Raw genomic sequence first — 23,136 nt, forward strand, 5'->3', positions numbered from 1 at the left:
TACGAAAGAAGCGAGAAATGAAGCTAGCTGACAACAAAGCCACCCTGTCCTTCAGCAACGGCAGCCCCAGCGTCGATTTGCCCGTTTACCACGGCAATGTGGGCCCGGACGTTGTGGACATTCGCAAGCTGTATGCCCAGACAGGCATGTTCACCTACGACCCCGGTTTCCTGTCAACGGCTTCCTGCCAGTCGGCGATCACCTACATCGACGGCGACAAGGGCGAGCTGCTGTACCGCGGCTACCCCATCGAGCAGCTCGCCACCAATTGCGATTACCTCGAAACCTGCCACCTGCTGCTGTACGGCGAGTTGCCCAACGCTGGCCAGAAAAAGGATTTCGTCGGCCGCGTGACCAACCACACCATGGTCAACGAGCAGATGCAGTTCTTCCTGCGCGGTTTCCGCCGTGACGCGCACCCGATGGCCATCATGACCGGCCTGGTCGGCGCGCTGTCGGCCTTCTATCACGACAGTACCGACATCACCAACCCCGAGCACCGCGAAATTGCCGCGATCCGGCTGATCGCCAAGATGCCGACGCTGGTCGCCATGGCCTACAAGTACACCGTGGGCCAGCCCTACATGTACCCGAAGAACAACCTGAGCTACGCCGGCAACTTCCTGCACATGATGTTTGCCACGCCCTGCGAAGAGTACAAGGTCAGCCCGGTGCTGGAACGCGCACTCGACCGCATCTTCATCCTGCACGCAGACCACGAGCAGAACGCCTCGACCTCCACGGTTCGCCTGTGCGGTTCGTCGGGTACCAACCCGTTTGCCGCCATTGCGGCCGGTGTGGCCTGCCTGTGGGGCCCGGCCCACGGCGGCGCCAACGAAGCTGCGCTGAACATGCTCGGCGACATCCAGAAAAATGGCGGCATCGAGAAAATCGGCGACTTCATCAAGCAGGTCAAGGACAAGAACTCCGGCGTCAAGCTGATGGGCTTCGGTCACCGCGTTTACAAAAACTACGATCCGCGCGCCAAGCTGATGCAAGAAACCTGCAAGGAAGTGCTGCACGAGATGGGCCTGGAAAACGACCCGCTGTTCAAGCTGGCAATGGCCCTGGAAAAAATCGCGCTGGAAGACGACTACTTCGTGTCCCGCAAGCTCTACCCCAACGTGGATTTCTACTCCGGCATCGTGCAGCGCGCCATCGGCATTCCCGTGCCGCTGTTCACCGCGATCTTCGCGCTGGCCCGCACCGTGGGCTGGATCGCCCAGCTCAACGAGATGATTGGTGACCCCGAGTACAAGATCGGCCGTCCACGCCAGCTCTTCACCGGCTCAACCCCGCGTGACGTCAAGCCCATGGCCCAGCGTTAACGGCCGGGGTACCTGACCCAAACGTTTCGACAGAGCCCGCCCGATGGCAACATTGGCGGGCTTTTGTGTTTTTGAATCTTTACTGCCATTTCCCACACACACCCATGGCCCCCATCCAGACCGCCACCGAACTGCGCCAGGCCCTTGCCGGGGTAGCCGCCCCCCGGGCCTGCACCTGTGCACTGGGGGCCTGCGCCGGCTGGGAAAGCCTGGCCGAATACCGCTGGGAGGTGCAGCAGATGACCCAGGTCGCGACGCTGCGCGACCCTGCGCTTGACGAGCCCACCCTGGAAGAGCGGCACCCCCAAGGCACCCGCTACGAATCGCCCAATGCCCTGATTGCCGTACGGTTTTTCCCGTACAACCGCTGCGATGTCTGGCATTGCGCCCGGTGCGACCGCCACCTGCTGCGCTATACCGAATTTGGCGGCTACAACGTGGACCACCGGGTCCGGGTCCTGGCCCCTGACAACATCATTGACTGATCGGACCGAAACCGGTCGCTATTTTCTATAGCGACCCAACCCCGCATTGCCAGGGTCCCAGTCCACCGGCACGCCACCCATCGCATACCGCGATGACGAGATGATGGATATTGGCTCAAAATACAGGGGTACATCGTGAACCGCGATGACTTTAACCCTCATGAAAAGCTCGGAACGCAACTTTGCCCGCCGCATTGACCTCACTTCGCTGCAATTATTTGTCGCGGTGTGCGAGCTCGGCAGTATCGGCAAGGCGGCAGAACGCGAATTCATTGCGGCCTCGGCCGTCAGCAAGCGCCTCAGTGACCTGGAGGCTGCGCTGGACACGCCGCTGCTGTACCGCCACACCCGCGGCGTGGACCTGACACCCGCCGGGCAAAGCCTGTTGCACCATGCGCGGTCCGTGCTTTTCAGCCTGGAAAAAATGCAGGGCGAGCTCAGCGAGTACGCCGCTGGCGTGCGCGGCCATGTGCGGGTACACGCCAGCATTTCGGCGATCGTGCAGTTTTTACCCGAAGACCTGGGCGCCTTCATCCGCCGCCATTCCGAAATCAAGATTGACCTCGAAGAACACCTGAGTACCGAAGTCGTGCGCGCCGTGCAGGAAGGCGCTGCGGACCTGGGCATCTGCAACACCGCCGATGGGGTAGGCGGCCTGCAGACACTGCCGTACCGGCACGACCAGCTGGTGCTGATCGTGCCGCGCGGGCATGTGCTGGGCGCGCGGGACGCCATCGCTTTTGAAGACAGCCTGGAGTTCGACCACGTGGGCCTGCACTCCAACAGCTCGATTTACCTGGCGATGCGGCAGGCCGCTACGGCACTGGGCCGCACCATCAAGCTGCGCATCCATGTCACGGGCCTGGACGCCATGTGCCGCATGATCCACAACGGCCTGGGCGTGGGCGTGATGCCGCAGCGCGCATTCGAGCTCATGCATGACGTGGGGGAACTTGAATCCATCGCCCTCACGGATGACTGGGCAGCGCGCCAGATCCAGCTCGTGGCGCGGGATTTTTCCACCCTGCCCCTGACCGCCCGCCTGCTGGTCGAGCACCTGACCCAGCCCGCGCCTGCCGCGAAGCCCGACAAAACGCCTGCAAAAACCACAATGGCGGGTGCCCGTTCACCCGCCTAAAATTGAAAACCACGAAGGAAAACCATGGGACGCACCCTCTACGACAAAATCTGGGACGAGCACGTTGTTCACACCGAAGAAGACGGCACGTCCATTCTTTATATTGATCGCCACCTGGTGCATGAAGTCACCAGCCCGCAGGCCTTTGAAGGACTGCGCGAAGCCGGCCGCAAGGTCTGGCGCATCAGCTCCATTGTGGCGACGGCCGACCACAACACGCCCACCACCGGCTGGGAGCTGGGCTACGACGGCATCACCGATCTGGTCAGCAAGGAACAGATCACCACGCTGGACGCCAATATCAAGGAATTCGGCGCGGCGGCCTTCTTTCCCTTCCTGTCCAAACGCCAGGGCATCGTGCACGTCATCGGCCCCGAAAGCGGCGCCACCCTGCCCGGCATGACGGTGGTCTGCGGCGACTCGCACACCTCCACCCACGGCGCATTCGGCGCGCTGGCGCACGGCATCGGCACCAGCGAGGTCGAGCACGTGATGGCCACGCAAACCCTGCTGGCCAAAAAGGCCAAAAACATGCTGATCAAGGTCGAAGGCACGCTGCCCAAGGGCTGCACCGCCAAGGACATCGTGCTGGCCATCATCGGCAAGATCGGCACCGCAGGCGGTACCGGCTACACCATTGAATTTGCCGGCTCGGCGATTCGCGCGCTCAGCATGGAAGGCCGCATGACGGTCTGCAACATGGCGATTGAAGGCGGTGCCCGCGCCGGCCTGGTGGCGGTTGACCAGAAAACCATTGACTACGTGAAGGGCCGCCTGCTGGCGCCCACCGGTGTCGAGTGGGACCAGGCCGTGCAGTACTGGGCCACGCTGCACTCGGATGCCGACGCGAAATTTGACGCCGTGGTCGAACTCGACGCGAGCCAGATCCTGCCGCAAGTGACCTGGGGCACGTCCCCTGAAATGGTACTGTCGATTGAAGACCGTGTGCCGGACCCCGACAAGGAAAAAGACGCCAACAAACGTGGCGCCATCGAGCGAGCGCTGACTTACATGGGCCTGCAACCGGGCAAGGCGCTGAACGACCTCTACGTCGACAAGGTGTTCATCGGCTCCTGCACCAACAGCCGCATTGAAGACATGCGCGAAGCCGCCGCGATCGTCAAGAAACTGGGCCAGAAGGTCGCCAAGAACGTCAAGCTGGCCATGGTGGTGCCGGGCTCCGGCCTCGTGAAGGAACAGGCTGAGCGTGAAGGCCTGGACAAGATTTTTGTGGCCGCTGGCTTTGAGTGGCGCGAACCCGGCTGCTCCATGTGCCTGGCCATGAATGCCGACCGGCTGGAGCCCGGCGAACGCTGCGCCTCCACCAGCAACCGCAACTTTGAAGGCCGACAGGGTGCGGGTGGCCGCACCCATCTGGTCAGCCCGGCCATGGCGGCGGCGGCGGCCGTGCATGGCCATTTTGTCGACGTGCGTAAATTTGTCTGAACCGAGTCACACATGCAAAAATTCACCGTACACAAGGGCCTCGTGGCACCGATGGACCGCGAGAACGTCGACACCGACGCCATCATCCCCAAGCAATTCCTCAAATCCATCCGCAAGACCGGCTTTGGCCCCAACCTGTTTGACGCGTGGCGCTACCTGGACGCCGGCTTTCCCGGGCAGGACCCGGCCAGCCGCAAGCCCAACCCGGACTTCGTGCTGAACCAGCCGCGCTACGCCGGCGCCTCCATCCTGCTCGCGCGCAAGAACTTCGGCTGCGGTTCCTCCCGCGAGCATGCGCCGTGGGCGCTCGACCAGTACGGCTTTCGCGCCATCATCGCGCCGAGCTATGCCGACATCTTCTTCAACAACAGCTTCAAGAACGGCTTGCTGCCCATCGTGCTGCCCGAGGCGCAGGTGTCCCAGCTGTTCGACGAGGCGTTCGCGTTCCCGGGCTACCAGCTCACGGTGGACCTGGAACGGCAAGTGATCGTCAAGCCCCAAGGCGAAGAGCTGCCTTTCGATGTGCAGGCTTTCCGCAAATACTGCCTGCTCAACGGTCTGGACGACATCGGCCTGACCTTGCGCCAGAGCGACAAGATCAAGGCATTTGAAGCCGAGCGCCTCGCGAAGAAGCCCTGGCTCAACCACACCATCCCGGGTTGATCAGCCGGTATTTTTCAGTCAAATCATGCTTTTGCCCCATCAATATGGGCATGAGCGGCCATACAAAAAAGATAGCAACCATGAAAATCGCAATTCTCCCGGGTGACGGCATTGGTACCGAAATCGTCGCGGAAGCGGTCAAGGTCCTGAGCGTTCTGGACCTGAAGCTTGAAACCGAAACCGCGCTGGTGGGCGGCGCCGCCTACGAGGCCCATGGCCACCCCCTGCCCGAAGCCACCCTGAAGCTCGCCAAGGACGCCGACGCCGTGCTGTTTGGCGCGGTCGGTGACTGGAAATACGACAAGCTGGACCGTCCGCTGCGTCCCGAGCAGGCGATTTTGGGCCTGCGCAAAAACCTGGGCCTGTTTGCCAATTTCCGGCCGGCCATCTGCTATGAGCAGCTGACACACGCCTCCAGCCTCAAACCCGAACTGGTCGCCGGCCTGGACATCCTGATCATCCGCGAGTTGACCGGCGACATCTACTTCGGCCAGCCGCGCGGCCGCCGTGTGGCCACCGACGGGCACTTTCCTGGTGCCGAGGAAGCCTTTGACACCATGCGCTACTCGCGCCCCGAGATCGAACGCATCGCCCATGTGGCCTTCCAGGCGGCGCGCAAGCGTGGCAAGCGCGTCACCAGCGTCGACAAGGCCAATGTGCTCGAGACCTTCCAGCTCTGGAAAGACGTCGTGACGGAAATCGGGCTGCAGTACCCCGACGTGGCGCTGGACCACATGTACGTGGACAACGCCGCCATGCAGCTGGTCAAGGCACCCAAGAAATTTGACGTGGTGGTCACGGGCAACATGTTTGGTGACATTCTGTCGGACGCCGCCGCCATGCTGACCGGCAGCATCGGCATGCTGCCTTCGGCCAGCCTGAATGACAAAAACCAGGGCCTGTACGAGCCCAGCCACGGCAGCGCACCCGACATCGCGGGCAAGGGTGTGGCCAACCCACTGGCCACCATTTTGAGCGCCGCGATGATGCTGCGCTTCAGCCTGAACCAGCCCGAAGCCGCCGCGCGCATTGAAAAAGCCGTGGATGCGGTGCTCAGCCAGGGGCTGCGCACACCCGACATTTACAGCGAAGGCACGACCAGGGTCGGTACCGTGCAAATGGGCGATGCAGTCGTGAAGGCGCTCGGCTGACGTTTTTTTGCCGCAAACCGGCTCAAACCACCGCGTTGCCGGGGGTTTGAGCCAGCCGTCAGCCGCGCGAAGCCCAAGCTTGGCTACAATCAGCACCATGTGTAAAAACCCCGCACCCATCCGCTGCACTGCCGCCTCGCGCGCGCTCAGCGCTGCGCCGGTTTTTGCCCAGATCACCAAAACGACCACCATTAAAGGCTGACAAGCCCGGTTCGTCGTGCCCGCCGGCTCGATGAGCCGGGTCAAAAAGCCTGTTTTTCGTACTTTTTGAAGGGCAATTCCATGAAACTCAAAGGCAATCTCACAGGACTCGTTGGCTGGCGCGGCATGGTCGGCTCGGTGCTGATCGACCGCATGCAGGCCGAAGGCGACTTCGACCTGATCGAGCCGGTTTTCTTCTCCACCTCCAATGCCGGCGGCAAAGCCCCGGCCCAGGCAAAGAACGAAACCACGCTCAAGAATGCTTTTGACATCGAGGCGCTCAAGAAGTGCGACGTCATCATCACCGCACAAGGCGGCGACTACACCTCCGAAGTATTTCCCAAGCTGCGCGCCGCCGGCTGGAAGGGTCACTGGATCGATGCGGCCTCCACCCTGCGCATGAACGATGACGCCGTGATCATCCTGGATCCGGTCAACCTGCCCGTCATCAAAAATGCCATGGCCAAGGGCGGCAACAACTGGGTCGGCGGCAATTGCACGGTCAGCTGCATGCTGATGGGCGTGGGCGCACTGTACAAGGCGGGCCTGGTCGAGTGGATGACCAGCATGACCTACCAGGCCGCTTCCGGCGGCGGCGCGCAGCACATGCGCGAGTTGCTGACGCAGTTCGGCACGCTCAACAGCGACGTCAAGGCGCTCCTGGACGACCCGAAATCCGCCATCCTTGAAATCGACCGCCGCGTGCTAGCCAAACAGCAGTCGCTGAGTGGCGGCGAAACCGCCAACTTCGGCGTCCCGCTGGGCGGCTCGCTCATCCCCTGGATCGACAAAGACCTGGGCGACGGCATGAGCAAGGAAGAATGGAAGGGCGGCGCCGAGACCAACAAGATCCTGGGCCAAGGCGCGGCCTTTGGCACGGCCGAAACGCCGGTCGACGGCTTCTGCGTGCGCATTGGCGCCATGCGCTGCCACAGCCAGGCGCTGACCTTCAAGCTCAAGAAAGACGTGCCGCTGGCCGACATCGAAGCCCTGATCGCCGCCGACAACGACTGGGTCAAGGTCGTGCCCAACACGCGCGAAGCCTCCATCAAGGACCTGACACCGGTGGCCGTGACCGGCACCATGCAGATCCCTGTGGGGCGTCTGCGCAAGCTGACCATGGGCCCGGACTATTTGGGCGCCTTCACCGTCGGCGACCAGCTGCTCTGGGGGGCTGCCGAGCCGTTGCGCCGCATGCTGCGCATCCTGCTGCAGGCTTGAACGCAGGCACGGACGGGCGGCCGGGAGGCATCCCGTCCGTCCGTAACCACTTGTCACAGGTCGTTGTCGTCAGACAACATCTGAAACTTGTAAGTTGATGCTAACTCGCCGTGTCAAAACTTAAGTGGTGTCTTAGCTTGTCAGCCTAATGCCTTGATGTTATGGTTGTTTTTCGAAAATTCGCATTGAGGTTTTTGTGCGCCTAAGCAGAATAAAGTTACATGCAACCCCAGCAATCGAGGATCAAAAACCCATGAATCATCGTGGTCGTTGGCGTATTGGTGCTCTGGCGAGCGCTATTGCATTGCTGGGTAGCCTGGCAAGTCTGGAAGCACATGCCCTGGCGTTGGGCCGAATAACGGTTCAATCGGCGCTGGGGGAACCCCTTCGCGCAGAAATCGACATCGCGGACATCACTGCAGACGAGGCCTCCAGCCTGAAGGCGGGTGTCGCGTCTGCCGACACCTTCAAGGCAGCAGGGCTTGAATACACCACCGCGCTGTCTGGCCTGCAGATCAACCTGCAGCGCCGCGCCGATGGCCGGGCTTATTTGCGCCTGACCAGCAGCCGACCCGTGAACGAGCCGTTTGTCGACCTCATCCTTGAGGCCAGCTGGGCCTCCGGACGGATCACCCGCGACTACACCATGCTGTTTGACCCGCCCAACCTGCGGTCCGCGGGCACGGCTGTCACGCCAACCGCACCCCAGTTGTCACGGCCGGTCGCACCGAGTACCGCAGCGCCAGCCCGGGGAACGACTTCCCCTCCAGCCACACCGCCAGCCCCACCCGCAGCCAAAGCCGCGCCGGCTGACAAAGCCCCCGTGGGCGACAAACAGCTGACGGTCAAGGCCGGAGATACCGCCGGGAAGATCGCTGCCGAGAACAAACCCGCCAGCGTATCGCTGGACCAGATGCTCGTGGCCATGCTCAGGAGCAATCCGAACGCATTCATCGGCGGCAACATCAACCGGCTCAAATCCGGCGCCGTGCTGGAAATGCCCAGCGCGGAAACAGCCAGCGCGATTTCACCGCGCGAAGCCACGCAAACCATCGTTGCCCAAAGCAGGGATTTCAACAGCTTCCGGCGCAAACTCGCCGAAGGCGTGCCAACCGCCCAGGTAGCCGATGCCGACAGGCAGGCCGGCGGAAAAGTTCAGGCCAAGGTGGAGGATCGCACACCGGCAACCACCACCCCCGACAAGCTGACGCTGTCCAAAGGTGCGGTTCAGGGCAAAGCAGCAACCGAAGACAAGATAGCCAAAGACAGGCAAGCCCAGGACGCCTCCACCCGCGTGGCGGAGCTGTCCAAAAACATCAGCGATCTCAACAAGCTGGGCGTTACCCCCGCTCCGGTGGCAGCCGCCAGCGCCGCCAAGGCGCCCGGCGTTGCCTTGCCCGCGCCGTCGGGCCTTGCGGCACCCGCACCTGCACCTGTGCCCCCTGCGGCTGTGGCGGCCAATTCAGCCCAACCTGGCACCGCCGGCAGCCCCGTATCCACACCAGCGGCTCCAGCCTCTGCAGCCACCGCGGTCCCGGCCGTCCCCGCTGCCAGTGCTGCCGCAGCGGCCAATGCCGCGGACAGCACCACAAACACCGCAGCGGCAGCTATCACCCCGGCCTCTGCAGCCGGTGCAATGCCCCCAGTGGCTGCAGTCGTCCCCCCCAAGAAGCCCGTGGTGGTCGCTCCTCCACCCCCGGAACCCAGCCTGGTGGACGGTTTGCTGGAGAACCCGCTGACCCTGCCGCTGGCCGGCGGCCTGCTGGCCCTGCTGGCCGGCTTCGGTTTTTACCGCTACCGCCAGCGCGGCAACCCCGCCCAGGTTGACAGCTCCTTCCTGGAAAGCCGCCTGCAACCCGACTCCTTCTTTGGCGCCAGCGGTGGCCAGCGCATCGATACCAACGAGGGCAACGCCACGGGATCGTCCCTCGTGTACTCGCCCAGCCAGCTCGATGCGGCCGGCGATGTGGATCCAGTGGCCGAGGCCGATGTTTACCTGGCCTACGGACGAGACTTGCAGGCTGAGGAAATCCTCAAGGAAGCCCTGCGCACCAGCCCGACGCGCGTGGCCATCCATGCCAAACTGATGGAAATCTATGCCAAGCGCCGCGACACCAAGGCCTTTGAGACCGTGGCGGTCGAGGCCTTCAACCTGACGCAGGGCAATGGCCCGGACTGGGCGTATATCAGCGAAATGGGCCGTGAACTGGATCCGGGCAACCCGATGTACCAGCCTGGCGGACAACCCATGGCCGGAGGCAAAGGCAGCGGCGCAGCCGCTTTCAATACTGCTTCCGGCACGGTCGCCAGAGCAGCCCAGCCTGCACCTGCCGCCCCCGTGACGCCGCCTGTGGTGGATGTCGATCTCGACCTCGATTTCTCGCTGGGCGATGCAGAAGACGCGGCGACCACCCCCGTTGCCTCGCCTACCCCCCCGGTACGACCGACACCCCCCCGGCCGCCAGAGCCGCCTGTGGCAGCGAAGCCCGCCCCCGCGCCAGCTCCCGCCTTGCCCGACCTTGACATGGATTTCGGCAGTGCCACTGTCTCGCTGCCCGAGATAGCGGCCCCTGCACCGGTATCCAAGCCTGCCGCAGCGCCGGCGCTCGAGATGGACTTCCCCTCCGCGGGACTGGACTTTACCCCCGAGCCCATAGCTGCCCCGAAGCCGGTCCTGGCCACCAAGGCCGCCGCCGCGCCTGCGCCAGCCGCTTCCGACAGCGGCATGCTGGAATTTGACCTCGGTTCGCTGTCGCTGGACCTGGACGACGGCCCCGCAACTGAAAGCCCGATTCACACCCAGGCAGCCGCGTCCAACGATCCGCTGGAAACCAAGTTCCAGCTGGCCGAGGAATTCCGCTCCCTGGGTGATCCGGACGGCGCGCGGTCCCTAGCCGAAGAGGTGCTGGCCGAAGCCAAAGGGCCGCTGAAGGTCAAAGCGCAGGCGTTTCTCAACGCCCTGGCGTGAACCCGGGGTGGTATTGCAGGCCGGCCTGAGCGCCTCGCGTTCGCTGGCCGAGAAGGTTTCCCCGTGAGGATTGCGCTCGGTATCAGTTACAGCGGCAGCGCCTATGAAGGCTGGCAAAGCCAGCTGTCGGGCAACACGGTACAGGACAAGCTGGAGCTGGCACTGGGCAAATTTGCCGCCCGGCCCGTGCGTACCCTGTGCGCCGGCCGCACCGATGCCGGCGTTCACGGGCTGATGCAGGTCGTGCACTTTGACACCGTCCTGCACCGTGACATGGGGTCATGGATCCGCGGCACCAACACCTTTTTGCCTTCCGACATCGCGGTGCAGTGGGCACGCGAAGTTCCTGACGCGTTTCATTGCCGAGGCAGTGCCATTGCACGCCGCTACGCCTACGTGGTGCTGGAATCACCCGTGCGACCCAGCGTGGAGGCCGGACGTGTCGGCTGGGTCTACCGGCCGCTGGACGGTGCGGCGATGCGGCAGGCCATCACGCACCTGGTTGGCGAGCATGACTTCAGCTCCTTTCGGGCAGCGCAATGCCAGGCCAAATCGCCCGTCAAAACCATCAACCGGATCGAAATTTCGGAGCGTGCCGGTACCGGTTCAAAGTACTGGCGCTTCGAGTTCGAGGCCAACGCCTTTTTGCATCACATGATCCGCAACATCATGGGCTGCCTGGTCGCCATAGGTCAAGGCAGCCATGAGCCTGGCTGGCTCCTGGAGGTGATGGCCGCACGCAGCCGGGATGCCGCCGCCCCCACCTTTTCACCCAACGGCCTCTATTTCCTGGGGCCTGTCTATGAAGACCACTATGGCCTGCCAAATCGCACGGCGGCTTATGATTGGATCCCATGACGCTCCCCCCGTTGCTCCCCCACTGCGTGTGGGTCGCCTCCCCCCTCAAGGGGGCAACACCTGCGGCCCGGCAAAGCCGGTTCCGCGGCGTTCCTGGGCTGTGCAGCGCCGGTTTCATAGGCTATGCGCGGCGCTTCGCGCCATAGACCCCTCGGTATGAGCACGCAAAATACCCCGCCGCCCACTCGCACCCGCATCAAGATCTGCGGCCTGACGCGGGAAGAAGATGTGGATGCGGCTGTGGCCGCGGGCGCAGATGCGGTCGGTTTTGTCATGTATGAGCCCAGCCCGCGTTATGTGACGGTGGAACGAGCCGCCGAACTGGCCCGCCGCTTGCCGCCCTTCGTCACGCCGGTGCTGCTCTTCGTCAACGCACCACTTGCAAAAATCATGGCTGCCTGCGCCCATATTCCCTCGGCCTTGCTGCAGTTTCATGGTGATGAAACGCCTGAAGTCTGCCTGCAGGCGGGCCGGCCCTTCATGCGCGCCGCCCGTATCCCGCTGGGCGAACATGCCGCGGCAGACCCCGCCGGAAACCAGGGTCGCTTCGATCTCGTAAAATATGCCGAAGATTTCAAGACAGCCCAAGCCATCCTGCTCGACGCCCATGTCGAGGGCTATGGCGGCGGCGGGAAAGCATTCAATTGGTCACTTCTTCCTCCAAGCGTCAGCGCTCACCTCGTTTTGTCTGGTGGATTGACGCCTGCAAATGTGACCGATGGCATTTTGCAAGTCAGGCCGCGCTGTAAAACGCTGGCCGTTGATGTGAGCTCAGGCGTCGAGATTTCCAAAGGAATCAAAAGCGCCGACAAAATCAACCAATTTGTCGCATCCGTTCGCGCGGCCGACGAACAACTTGCAAGAAACCCTCCTAGCCATGTTCGACTATCACCAACCTGACGTTTCCGGGCATTTCGGAATTTACGGCGGCAGCTTCATTTCCGAGACTCTGACCCATGCGGTCAATGAGCTGAAAGACGCCTACGCCAAATACCAGAACGACCCGGAATTCCTCGCCGAATTCCATTCCGAGCTGAAGCATTTTGTGGGCCGCCCTTCCCCCATCTACCACGCGGCCCGCATGAGCCGCGAACAGGGCGGCGCGCAGATTTACCTCAAACGCGAAGACCTCAACCACACCGGTGCACACAAAATCAACAACACCATCGGCCAGGCCATGCTGGCACGCCGCATGGGCAAGCCGCGTGTGATTGCCGAAACCGGCGCCGGCCAGCACGGCGTGGCCACCGCCACCATTTGTGCGCGCTACGGCCTCGAATGCGTGGTCTACATGGGCAGCGAAGACGTCAAACGTCAGAGCCCCAACGTCTACCGCATGAAGCTGCTGGGTGCCACCGTGGTGCCGGTTGAAAGCGGCAGCAAGACGCTGAAAGACGCGCTGAATGAAGCGATGCGCGACTGGGTTGCCAATGTGGACAACACCTTTTACATCATCGGCACCGTGGCGGGCCCGCACCCCTACCCCATGATGGTTCGCGATTTCCAGAGCGTGATTGGCACGGAATGCCTGGCGCAGATGCCCGAATTCATCGGCAAGCCCCAACCCGACGCGGTGGTGGCCTGCGTGGGCGGCGGCAGCAATGCCATGGGCATTTTTTATCCTTACATTCCCTATGAAACAACACGCTTGATCGGCGTGGAAGCCGCCGGCGAAGGCATGGACAGCGGCAAGCACTCGGCTTCGCTGCAGCGCGGCCTGCCCGGTGTGCTGCATGGCAACCGTACCTATGTCTTGCAAAACGAAGACGGCCAGGTTACCGAAACGCACAGCATCAGTGCGGGGCTGGACTACCCTGGCGTGGGCCCGGAGCATGCGTTTCTCAAAGACATCGGCCGGGCCGAATATGTCGGCATCACCGACGCCGAGGCGCTGGAAGCGTTCCACTACCTGTGCCGTACCGAAGGCATCATTCCTGCGCTGGAATCCAGCCACGCCGTGGCCTGCGCCATGAAAATGGCCAGAACCATGCGCAGCGACCAGAGCATTCTGGTCAACCTCTCGGGCCGGGGCGACAAGGACATCGGCACGGTGGCCGATTTGTCGGGGGCTGACTTTTATGACCGGCCTTCGATGCGCGGCCATGCCGTCAAGGGCAGCGAACAGTCAAAGGAATTTTCCGACGGGCCGCCCCTGGGAAAATTAGCCCCTTCTGGTGATGAAAGGGGCAGCGCACCGCCGAAGGCACACGAAGCGACAAGCGTGGGGGCCAGGAAATGAGCCGCATCAGCGCCACGTTCGCCAACCTGAAAAGCCAGGGCCGCAAGGCCCTGATTCCCTATGTGACGGCGGGTTTCCCGTTTGCCGACATCACCCCCGAGTTAATGCACAGCATGGTGGCCGGCGGCGCCGATGTGATTGAGCTGGGTGTGCCCTTCTCGGACCCGAGCGCCGACGGCCCGGTGATCCAGAAAGCGGGCGAAAAAGCCCTGGCCCTTGGCATCGGCCTGGCTCAGGTGCTGGAGATGGTACGCATCTTCCGCCAAAAAGACGGTGCCACGCCGGTGGTCCTGATGGGCTATGCCAACCCCGTCGAACGTTACGACATCAAGCATGGCGGCAGCGCAACGGAAAGCGCCTTTATCCGCGATGCCGCAAAAGCGGGTGTGGACGGCGTGCTGATCGTCGACTATCCGCCCGAGGAATGCGTCGAATTTGCTGCCCGGCTGCGCGCGCACGGCATGGACCTGATCTTCTTGCTGGCACCCACTTCTACCTCCGCACGCATGGCGCAGGTTGCCGAAGTTGCCAGCGGCTATGTGTATTACGTCTCACTCAAGGGCGTGACCGGCGCGGGCACCCTGGACGTGGACGCCGTGGAAGCCATGCTGCCGCGCATCCGCCAGCACGTGAACGTTCCTGTGGGCGTGGGTTTTGGCATTCGCGACGCAGCCACCGCCAAAGCCGTCGGCAAGGTGGCGGACGCGGTCGTGATCGGCAGCAAGATCATCCAGCTGATAGAAAACCAGCCGCGGGACAAGGTTGCGACCGTGGCCCATGACTTTCTGAAAGAAATCCGTACTGCTCTGGACTGATTTTTGACCCGCCAAACCCGGCGCATAATTGCGTTTTTCGCGCGCCTGCAGCCGCAGCGACAGTGAAACAGCGTAGCGCAGACGCATCCCAACAAGGACTGACACCATGTCTTGGTTAGAAAAACTACTTCCTCCAAAAATCAGCCCGACCGATCCGACCGAGCGCCGCAGCGTGCCCGAAGGACTGTGGATCAAATGCCCCAGTTGCGAGGCCGTGCTGTACAAGACCGATCTGGAAAAGAACCAGAACGTCTGCCCGCAATGCAGCCACCACCACCGCATTGGCGCGCGTGCCCGGCTGGATGCGTTTCTCGACGCCGAAGGCCGCTATGAGCTGGGCCAGGAAGTGCTGCCGGTGGATGCGCTCAAGTTCAAAGACAGCCGCAAGTACCCCGAGCGCCTGAAAGAAGCGCTGGAAAACACCGGTGAAACCGATGCGCTCATCGTGATGGGCGGCGCCGTGCACAGCATTGCCGTCGTGGTTGCGTGCTTTGAATTTGATTTCATGGGTGGCAGCATGGGCAGCGTGGTCGGCGAGCGCTTTGTGCGCGGCGTGCACGCGGCCATCGAGCAGAAAGTGCCCTTCATCTGCTTCACCGCCACCGGAGGCGCGCGCATGCAGGAGGGCCTGCTGAGTCTGATGCAGATGGCCAAGACCAATGCGGCGCTGACCCGCCTGGCCAAAAAAGGCCTGCCTTACGTGAGCGTGCTGACCGACCCGACCATGGGCGGCGTGAGCGCCGGCTTTGCCTTTGTCGGCGATATCGTGATTGCCGAGCCCAAGGCGCTGATCGGTTTTGCCGGCCCGCGCGTCATCGAGTCCACCGTGCGCGTGACCCTGCCAGAGGGCTTTCAGCGCGCCGAGTTCCTGCAGACCAAAGGGGCCGTCGACTTTATTTGCGACCGGCGCGAATTGCGCAAGACGGTGGCGAGCTCGCTGGCCATGCTGCTCAGGCAGCCGGCCGACGCCGTCAGCTGAACCCTGTAACCCGGCCCCGTTCACCGCGCCTGTTCTGCGCCTCTCGCGAAAGCGCTGCCGCGGGCACGAAATAGCCCCCTTTTGGGTTGGGCACATCTGGCAGCGGCCAGGAGCAGGGAAATGCGGGCGTGGGATGATGTCATTCAACGTAATTTGACGCATGACGCCATGTCCGAAACCTTGACCCTGACCTCCCTGCCGCTGTTTCCCCTGGGCACGGTGCTCTACCCCGGCGGCCTGCTGCCCCTGCGGATTTTTGAAGTCCGCTACCTCGACATGATCGGCAAATGCCACAAGGCGGGCGCACCTTTTGGCGTGGTCTCGCTGACCGAAGGCTCGGAGGTCCGCCGGCCCGACAATGCCGGGCCCGGCGGTGACGGCTTTGCGCACGAAGCCTTCAGCACGGTCGGCACCCTGGCCACGATCACCGAATTTTCAGTCCCGCAAGCCGGCTTGATGGTGATTCGCTGCACCGGGACCCAGCGTTTTACGATTTCCAGCAGCGAAAAAATGAAACACGGTCTGTGGATCGCCAATGTCACGCGCCAGGACGACGATATCGCCGTGAAGATCCCGGAAGACCTGCAGGACACCGCCAACGCGCTCGGCAAGCTGATCCAGACCCTGCAGACGCGCGGCGTGCCGGCCGGGCAAATGCCCATGTACCCGCCCTACAGGCTCGACGACTGCGGCTGGGTCGCCAACCGCTGGTGTGAATTGCTGCCGATCTCGCTCCAGCTCAAACAACGCCTGATGGAACTGGACAACCCGCTGCTCAGGCTTGAATTGGTGAGCGACATCCTGGGCCGCAGCGGCATCTCCGCTTAACGCCTGGCCTTCCCTTGCGTTGCGTGGCCTGGGCTTCGATCCGGGAAAATCCGCCGTATCACGGTCGTTAAACCGTAAAACAGCCGGTTAAAAACTTAAAATCATGGGTTGGGCGCTTTCTGGCCATTTTGGAATGGTGCAGCGCCCTGCACTTTCGAGACCTTTTTCCGGAACACCCACCCCTATGTCCATCCACCCCGCTTTGCCCGCAGCCGACAGCGCAATTTCCGCCCCGCCAGACGACAACCAGCTGATGGTCGAGCGGCGCGAAAAGCTCAAGGGCCTTCGCAGCGCCGGCGTAGCCTTCCCGAACGACGTCCGGCCCGAACACCGGGCCGAGGCACTGTTTGCGCAGTACGACAGCAAGACCAAGGAAGAGCTGGAACCCCTGGCGGTGAAAGTGAGCGTTGCCGGCCGCATGATGCTCAAGCGGGTGATGGGAAAAGCCAGCTTTGCCACGCTGCAGGACGCTTCGTTTGGTCCGTCCGGTGGGCGCATCCAGGTCTACATCAACAACGAGGGTGTGGGCGAAGAAGTTCATGCCGCCTTCAAGCATTGGGATCTGGGCGACATCGTCGCGGCCACCGGTACGCTGTTCAAAACCAAGACCGGCGAGCTGTCGATTCATGCCACCAGTGTCCGGCTGGTCACCAAAAGCCTGCGCCCCCTGCCTGACAAATTCCACGGAATGGCCGACCAGGAAGTCAAATACCGCCAGCGCTATGTGGACCTGATCATGGACGAGTCCGCCCGCAAGCGCTTCATCGCGCGCAGCAAGGCGGTCAGCGGCATTCGCGAATTCATGGTGGCCAACGACTTCCTCGAAGTCGAAACCCCCATGCTGCACCCGATTCCGGGCGGCGCCAATGCCAAGCCCTTCAAGACGCATCACAACGCGCTGGACCAGGAAATGTTCCTGCGCATCGCGCCCGAGCTCTACCTGAAACGCCTGATCGTCGGCGGGTTTGAACGTGTATTCGAAATCAACCGCAGCTACCGCAACGAAGGCATCAGCGTGCGCCACAACCCCGAGTTCACCATGATGGAGTTCTACGCGGCCTGGTGGAATTACTCTGACCTGATGACGTTTACCGAAGCACTGATTCGCGATGCGGCCCAAAAGGTCACGGGCTCCCTGCAACTGAGCTACGGCGGCAAGCCGGTGGACTTGGAACCGGCCTTTGAACGCCTGACCATTCGCGAAGCCATCCTCAAGCACACCGAAGCCGGTGCGCAGGTTGACGACGCGGCATGGTTGACCAACGCGCTCAAAAAACTGGGCTTGACCGAAGAAAAAAACCACCTGTCCACGCGCTCACTCGCGAGTTTGCAGGTAATGTACTTTGAGGAAACCGTCGAAGAAAAACTCTGGCAGCCGACCTTCATCATGGAGCACCCCACGGAAATCTCCCCGCTGGCGCGCGCCAATGATGCGCGCCCCGAAGTCACGGAACGCTTTGAGCTTTACATCACCGGCCGCGAATTCGGCAATGGCTTTTCCGAGCTGAACGATGCAGAGGAACAGGCGGCCCGCTTCAATGCCCAGGTGGCAGCCAAGGACAGCGGCGACGACGAAGCCATGTTCTACGACCACGACTTCATTCGCGCCCTCGAATACGGCATGCCGCCGACCGGCGGCTGCGGTGTGGGCATAGACCGGCTGATGATGCTGCTGACCGACAGCCCCAGCATTCGCGATGTGATTTTGTTCCCCGCACTGCGCCGCGAAGCGTAAGCGCGCCGCAGGGGCGTGCCTGCGCAGGCAACACGCCGGACAGGCCGGACCCGGTTCAGCCCTTGCGCTTTTTGAGCTTGTGCAGGTAGTTGTCCAGCACCGAGCGGATTTTGTGACGCACGGTCTTGCGCGCGGCTGGCGCTGATGCGGGCGCAGGCGCGGGCGCCTGTACTGGTGCCGATACCTTGACGGCCCCCGTTGATGCTGAAGGTACTGGCGGTAAGGTTGCCGACTTGCCGCGCTCGCTGGCCTCCACGGCTTCCGGGCGTTCCGGGCGTTCCGGGCGCGCCGGCTGCCCATTCGCATTCGTTACCGGCATGCGCAAATCATCAAGATAATCCCGCGCAATGTTGACACTGTCCTTCACGCCCAGCGCCGGATAGTGCTTTTCCAGCCACTCCTTGCCGCAACGGATGCCCAGGTCGCGCAGGCCGTGAATCAGGCCGGCATCGGTCGATGACTTGGTAGAGGCCGTGAAGCGCTCAAGCGCCTCGCCACCATCCACCCGGTGCATCAGCACATTCTTGTAGTGCCCCGGATCGAGCTTGCCTTCGGCCAACAGGCGCTTGACGAAATCAATGGCCCGCATCTCGGCAATCAGCCCGGCATTGAAGGTAATTTCGTTGATGCGGTCCATGATCTCGTTCGCGTTGGTCGGCAGTGACTCGCGCTTGATGGGATTGATCTGCACCAGCACGATATCGCGGCTGTCGCAGTGATAGATCAATGGATGGATCGCGGGATTGCCCGAATAACCGCCGTCCCAGAAATGATCGCCCTCAATCTCCACCGCCTGGAACACCATCGGCAGGCAGGCCGAGGCCATCACGGCGCTGGCCGTCAGGCGCTTGCCTGAAAACACCTCGGCCTTGCCGGTGTTGACGCGCGTGGCCACCACAAATACCTTGGGCGTGCCGGGGTGACGGGCGGTCGCCAGCCGTTCGAAATCGACCTGGCTCTCCAGAAATGTCTTGAGCGGGTTGATATCAAAGGGGTTGCTCTGGTAAGGCGACAGCGTATTGGCCCAGTAGCGCGTCATGGCATCGGTCCATAACCTGGACGGCCCCTCAGACGTTCCCATCGCCATGTGGCCAAACAGGATGTCAAACGGAGCGCGCTGCATTTTCGACAGCGACTGTGACATCGACGACGACAGCGCGCCCATGCTGACGATGCCGTTCCAGAAGCTGGCCAGCGCTTCGCGTGCCGCGTCATGCTGCTGCACTTTGGATTTTCCCTCGGCACCGGCAAAGCCATGCGCCAGCGCCACCGCATTCATGGCCCCTGCGCTGGTGCCGCTGATCCCCTCGATATCGATGCGCCCGTCTTCGAGCAGCGCATCGAGCACGCCCCACGTGAAGGCACCGTGCGAGCCGCCGCCCTGCAAAGCCAGGGTGATGCGACAGGTTGGAAAGCTTTGGACGTGGTTCATGGGTCAAGATTAGCAAAAAATGGTGTCGATGCGCGCCACACGCATCACGGCCGCTCCACGACTAAAATCAGTAACTTTCCCCGCGTCCGGGAATCAGCAGCCCTCCGCGGGCTTCCATGCATCCGGCTGCCTGCTGGCAAACGTCGGCAGCCATCAAACAAATCGCAAATGAATCCCGTCGGCCATCCGATGAAATACCTCTCGGGCTACCCTGACAGCCTCAAAGCCCAGGTACAGCAGCTCATGGCACAGGAGCGTCTGGGCGACATGCTGCTCGCGAAATACCCGAGGGCACACGACATACGCACCGACAAGGCCTTGTACGACTACGTGATGGACCTCAAAAACACGTTTTTGCGCAACGCCGAACCGCTCAGCAAAGTCGCGTTTGACAGCAAGCTCCATGTGATCGCTCACGCGCTGGGGACCCACACGGCCATCTCCAGGGTCCAGGGCAGCAAGCTCAAGGCCAAACGCGAAATACGTGTGGCCACGCTGTTCAAGGACGTTCCTGCCGAGTTCCTGAAGATGATTGCGGTGCACGAGCTGGCCCACATCAAGGAAAAGGCGCATGACAAAGCCTTCTATCAGCTCTGCACCTACATGGAGCCGCAGTACCACCAGTACGAATTTGACCTGCGCGTTTATCTCACGCACATCGATGCGGCGGGCAAGCTGGACTGGCCAGCGGCCTAACAGACACCCAAAATGGCATTGAAGACCGGCAAAGGCCTAAAAAAATCCCTCTTTCATGCATGAAATGGACTGCCAACCCATGAGACGGGTACCAGAAGCTACGTAATTGATAGCAAGCAGTCAGCGTTTCCACGAGGCAAGCCGAGACAAGCGTTCAAAAGCCATGTCGGTCACCACGGCCAGCATTCCCACCAGCACCGCTCCCTGTAAAACATAAGCGGTATTGAAGCCGCTGAGTCCGACAATAATCGGTGAGCCCAGGGTTTTGGCGCCCACGGTGGAGGCGATGGCCGCGGTGCCTATGTTGATGATGACGGATGTGCGCACGCCGGAAATCCAGACCGGCAACGCCAAAGGGGTTTCGACCTGCCGCAAACACTGCCAGAGCGACATGCCCATGCCGTTGGCCGATTGACGGACCGATTCCGGAACCGATTGAAGACCCGACACGGTGCCATGCACCACAGGTAGCAAGCCGTACAAGGTCAGGGCAATGAGTGCGGGCAGTTCGCCAAAGCCCACCACAGGCACCGCCACCGCAAGCACAGCCACGGGCGGAAAGGTCTGCCCCATGGACACCACAGTCTCCACAACCGGCTGGAACTGCCGCCCAATCGGGCGTGTGATCCAGACAGCGATAGCGCTTCCAAGTAGAACAGACACCGCGCTGGACACGCCCACCAGCTTGCAGTGTTGCCACAGCAGTTGCGCAAACGGCTCCTGGCGGTAAACGGGGCGGTCCAGCTCGGGGAAAAGGCTGGCAAACAGGGGCTGCGAATGCGGCAGCCAGAGCACCAGCGCCGCCAGCGCCAGCGCGGCCCACAGCAGCCTGTCTCCGGCCAGCCCGGCCAGACGCCGCAGCCCACCCGCGCTAGACATCAGAAGGCCCGGCCTTGCGAAAAATATCAGCGGCATGCAGCACGCCGGCGTGGGCGCCAGCGGCATCCGTCAGATTCACCACCGCGAGCTGGCGCATGGCCAGATAAGACACCGCCTCACGCAACGTGGTGGCCGCTGGCAGACTGGGGCCCCGATGTTGGGGTTCGTGCCGCGCCAGGCTCTGGGCAGACTGAAGCGACAACAGCTTGATGCCGATGTCGCCGCGGCCCACAAAGTCGACCACCAAGGCGTTGGCGGGCGCGGCCAAAAGCTCCAGCGGCGTCGCCACCTGCACAATCTGGCCCTGGTCGAGCAGCACGATTTTGGTGGCCAGGCGCAAGGCCTCGTCAATGTCGTGGGTGACCATCACGATGGTTTTGCCGGAGGCCTGGTGAACGCGCTTCATCTCCAGCTGCAATGACGCCCGGATCACCGGGTCCAGGGCCCCAAACGGCTCGTCCATCAATAAAACATCCGGGTCTGCCGCCAAGGCACGGGCAACACCCACGCGCTGCTGCTGGCCGCCCGATAGCTGGTGGGGGTAGCGAGTTCTGTAGGTCTCAGGGTCAAGGTCGAACAACTGCAGCAGCGTGGTGACGCGATCGCGGATTTTTGGGGCCGTCCAGCCGAGCATCTGGGGCACGGTTGCAATGTTGCGCTCCACCGTCCAGTGCGGAAACAAGCCCACAGACTGAATGGCGTAGCCCATGCGCAGGCGCAGGTCGCGCACCTTGAAGCTGTAGATTTCTTCGCCATCGAAAAGGATTCTTCCCGCGTCATGGTTTTCCATGCGGTTAATCATCTTCAGCATGGTGGATTTACCCGAGCCCGAAGCACCAATCAGGACCAAAAACTCCCCGCGGTCAATCTTGAGGTTCACCCCGTCTATCGCCGTGACAGGGCCATAAGATTTGCTGATGTTCTGAAATTCGATCATGACTGCATGCCACTTCTTGATCCGGTGACGCTGGTAAGGCTGATCAACACCTTGAACGCCACATCGGCCAACACCCCCAGAGCGATGATGGGCACGACGCCCAGCAACACCAGATCCTGCGCGCTGCTAAAGAGCCCTTCAAACATGATCGCGCCCAGCCCACCCGCCCCAATGAGCGCGGTAACGGCAGCCAGCCCCACGGCCTGAATGATGGCGGTGCGCACACCCCCCAAAACAACCGGCAGGGCCAAGGGGAACTCGATACGCCCGAAAATCTGAAAGCGCGTCATGCCCATGCCAGTGGCTGCATCAATCACACTGGACGGAACCTGCTCCAGGCCGGCCACGGTGGCCCTGACCACCGGCAGCAAACCGTACAGGGTCAGCGCAATCACGGCCGGAGCCAGGCCTACGCCACTGATGCCCGCCCTGGCGAGCGCGGGCCAGGCCGCCGCCAGCAGGGCCAGGGGTGCCATCAGCAGGCCAAACAAGGCAATCGAAGGGATGGTTTGAATGATGTTCAGCAGCGGAAACAGCGCGCCGGCGAGCCTGTTTTTTTGACAGGCCAGCCATCCCAATGGCAGGCCAATGCACAGGGTGAAGGCCACCGCCATCATCACGATCTGAATGTGCCGCACGACCACGCCCACAAAGATATCCGAGCGGTTTGCATACTCTTTCATGATGGACAGGTCATCGCACCAACCTGCCGACAGCATGAAGCAAACCGGACTCAGTACCGCCGCGACGACGGTAAAGCGTTGCGCGCTGCCCGCCCGCAGGCGCTGCATCCCATCCGCCGCGATCAAGACCAAAAGCAGCAGCGCGGCCCAGAATGCGCCCCCCAGTGAGGTCCGGGCAAGGGGCGACTCGGCCCCGGCGACCAAGGACGCATAACTGCCTGCGAGCCAGATCAGGCCACTCACAAGCACACAGGAAACCATGACCACGGACCACAGCAGTGCGCGAGCGGGTTTAAAAAATGCGGCAAGCAGCAAGGAGGCCATTAAAACGACCAGCAGCCACCCACGGCCTTGCAGCACCGCAATAAGGGAAACGGACTCGCCCGATACCAGACGGTTGGGTGCCACGCGCAAAAACGGCAAACCGTAAAGAACACACGCCCCCATGAACGAC

General features: G+C 62.3%; 20 protein-coding genes. 16 read left to right on the forward strand and 4 right to left on the reverse strand.

The features are described from left to right. The first annotated feature begins 17 nt into the window (after positions 1 to 17). The 15 genes from gltA (at position 18) to lysS (ending at position 18,055) form a co-directional block, all read left to right on the forward strand. Complete coding sequence (gene gltA, locus AC1DUR_RS18505) at positions 18 to 1,328, forward strand: citrate synthase (protein ID WP_477721945.1); 1,311 nt, start codon at positions 18 to 20, stop codon at positions 1,326 to 1,328. A gap of 104 nt (positions 1,329 to 1,432) precedes the next feature. Next, on the forward strand, positions 1,433 to 1,813 hold the full coding sequence (locus AC1DUR_RS18510) for a hypothetical protein (protein ID WP_477720265.1): 381 nt from the start codon (positions 1,433 to 1,435) through the stop codon (positions 1,811 to 1,813). Positions 1,814 to 1,973: 160 nt separating this feature from the next. Then, entirely contained in the window at positions 1,974 to 2,951 is a 978-nt protein-coding gene (locus AC1DUR_RS18515; RefSeq protein ID WP_477720266.1) for a LysR family transcriptional regulator, read from the forward strand. 24 nt (positions 2,952 to 2,975) lie between these two features. Next, complete coding sequence (gene leuC / locus AC1DUR_RS18520) at positions 2,976 to 4,397, forward strand: 3-isopropylmalate dehydratase large subunit (RefSeq protein WP_477720267.1); 1,422 nt, start codon at positions 2,976 to 2,978, stop codon at positions 4,395 to 4,397. A 12-nt stretch (positions 4,398 to 4,409) separates the two neighbouring features. Next, positions 4,410 to 5,060 carry a 3-isopropylmalate dehydratase small subunit gene (leuD, locus tag AC1DUR_RS18525; protein ID WP_477720268.1) on the forward strand — a complete coding sequence of 217 codons (651 nt, stop codon included), beginning with the start codon at positions 4,410 to 4,412 and terminating at the stop codon, positions 5,058 to 5,060. An 80-nt stretch (positions 5,061 to 5,140) separates the two neighbouring features. Further along, a complete protein-coding gene (gene leuB / locus AC1DUR_RS18530; RefSeq protein WP_477720269.1) occupies positions 5,141 to 6,211 on the forward strand; it encodes a 3-isopropylmalate dehydrogenase in 1,071 nt (356 codons plus the stop codon). Between the two features lie 282 nt (positions 6,212 to 6,493). Continuing rightward, positions 6,494 to 7,633, forward strand: coding sequence for an aspartate-semialdehyde dehydrogenase (asd, locus tag AC1DUR_RS18535; RefSeq protein WP_477720270.1), 1,140 nt, complete (start codon positions 6,494 to 6,496; stop codon positions 7,631 to 7,633). Positions 7,634 to 7,886: 253 nt separating this feature from the next. Next, positions 7,887 to 10,601 (forward strand): FimV/HubP family polar landmark protein, encoded by a 2,715-nt coding sequence (locus AC1DUR_RS18540; protein WP_477720271.1) that lies wholly within the window; start codon positions 7,887 to 7,889, stop codon positions 10,599 to 10,601. Between the two features lie 63 nt (positions 10,602 to 10,664). Continuing rightward, positions 10,665 to 11,459, forward strand: a complete 795-nt coding sequence (gene truA / locus AC1DUR_RS18545; protein WP_477720272.1) for a tRNA pseudouridine(38-40) synthase TruA — start codon at positions 10,665 to 10,667, stop codon at positions 11,457 to 11,459. A 156-nt stretch (positions 11,460 to 11,615) separates the two neighbouring features. Next, entirely contained in the window at positions 11,616 to 12,359 is a 744-nt protein-coding gene (locus tag AC1DUR_RS18550) for a phosphoribosylanthranilate isomerase (protein ID WP_477720273.1), read from the forward strand. Then, positions 12,337 to 13,698, forward strand: coding sequence for a tryptophan synthase subunit beta (trpB, locus tag AC1DUR_RS18555; RefSeq protein ID WP_477720274.1), 1,362 nt, complete (start codon positions 12,337 to 12,339; stop codon positions 13,696 to 13,698). Before AC1DUR_RS18550 ends, trpB begins: the two co-directional genes overlap by 23 nt. Next, entirely contained in the window at positions 13,695 to 14,513 is an 819-nt protein-coding gene (gene trpA, locus AC1DUR_RS18560; RefSeq protein WP_477720275.1) for a tryptophan synthase subunit alpha, read from the forward strand. The genes trpB and trpA overlap by 4 nt, the downstream gene beginning before the upstream one ends. A 106-nt stretch (positions 14,514 to 14,619) precedes the next feature. Continuing rightward, complete coding sequence (gene accD / locus AC1DUR_RS18565) at positions 14,620 to 15,492, forward strand: acetyl-CoA carboxylase, carboxyltransferase subunit beta (protein ID WP_477720276.1); 873 nt, start codon at positions 14,620 to 14,622, stop codon at positions 15,490 to 15,492. Positions 15,493 to 15,660: 168 nt separating this feature from the next. After that, a complete protein-coding gene (locus AC1DUR_RS18570) occupies positions 15,661 to 16,320 on the forward strand; it encodes an LON peptidase substrate-binding domain-containing protein (protein WP_477720277.1) in 660 nt (219 codons plus the stop codon). Between the two features lie 184 nt (positions 16,321 to 16,504). Beyond that, complete coding sequence (lysS, locus tag AC1DUR_RS18575) at positions 16,505 to 18,055, forward strand: lysine--tRNA ligase (protein ID WP_477720278.1); 1,551 nt, start codon at positions 16,505 to 16,507, stop codon at positions 18,053 to 18,055. A 55-nt stretch (positions 18,056 to 18,110) separates the two neighbouring features. Here the strand turns inward: lysS and AC1DUR_RS18580 are convergent, their stop codons facing one another. Further along, complete coding sequence (locus AC1DUR_RS18580) at positions 18,111 to 19,487, reverse strand: patatin-like phospholipase family protein (RefSeq protein WP_477720279.1); 1,377 nt, start codon at positions 19,485 to 19,487, stop codon at positions 18,111 to 18,113. Positions 19,488 to 19,655: 168 nt separating this feature from the next. Here AC1DUR_RS18580 and AC1DUR_RS18585 point away from each other — a divergent pair, with 168 nt between their 5' ends. Continuing rightward, positions 19,656 to 20,183, forward strand: a complete 528-nt coding sequence (locus AC1DUR_RS18585) for a YgjP-like metallopeptidase domain-containing protein (protein ID WP_477720280.1) — start codon at positions 19,656 to 19,658, stop codon at positions 20,181 to 20,183. A gap of 120 nt (positions 20,184 to 20,303) precedes the next feature. Here the strand turns inward: AC1DUR_RS18585 and AC1DUR_RS18590 are convergent, their stop codons facing one another. The 3 genes from AC1DUR_RS18590 to AC1DUR_RS18600 are packed head-to-tail and all read right to left on the reverse strand — an operon-like array spanning position 20,304 to position 23,090. Next, complete coding sequence (locus AC1DUR_RS18590) at positions 20,304 to 21,062, reverse strand: ABC transporter permease (protein WP_477720281.1); 759 nt, start codon at positions 21,060 to 21,062, stop codon at positions 20,304 to 20,306. Then, positions 21,055 to 21,999 carry an ABC transporter ATP-binding protein gene (locus AC1DUR_RS18595; RefSeq protein WP_477720282.1) on the reverse strand — a complete coding sequence of 315 codons (945 nt, stop codon included), beginning with the start codon at positions 21,997 to 21,999 and terminating at the stop codon, positions 21,055 to 21,057. Before AC1DUR_RS18595 ends, AC1DUR_RS18590 begins: the two co-directional genes overlap by 8 nt. Further along, the gene (locus AC1DUR_RS18600) at positions 21,996 to 23,090 is read right to left on the reverse strand and encodes an ABC transporter permease (protein WP_477720283.1); all 1,095 of its coding nucleotides are present in this window, start codon (positions 23,088 to 23,090) and stop codon (positions 21,996 to 21,998) included. The genes AC1DUR_RS18595 and AC1DUR_RS18600 overlap by 4 nt, the downstream gene beginning before the upstream one ends. Positions 23,091 to 23,136: the final 46 nt, after the last annotated feature.

It is taken from the genome of Polaromonas sp. P4_F4 (assembly GCF_056401355.1).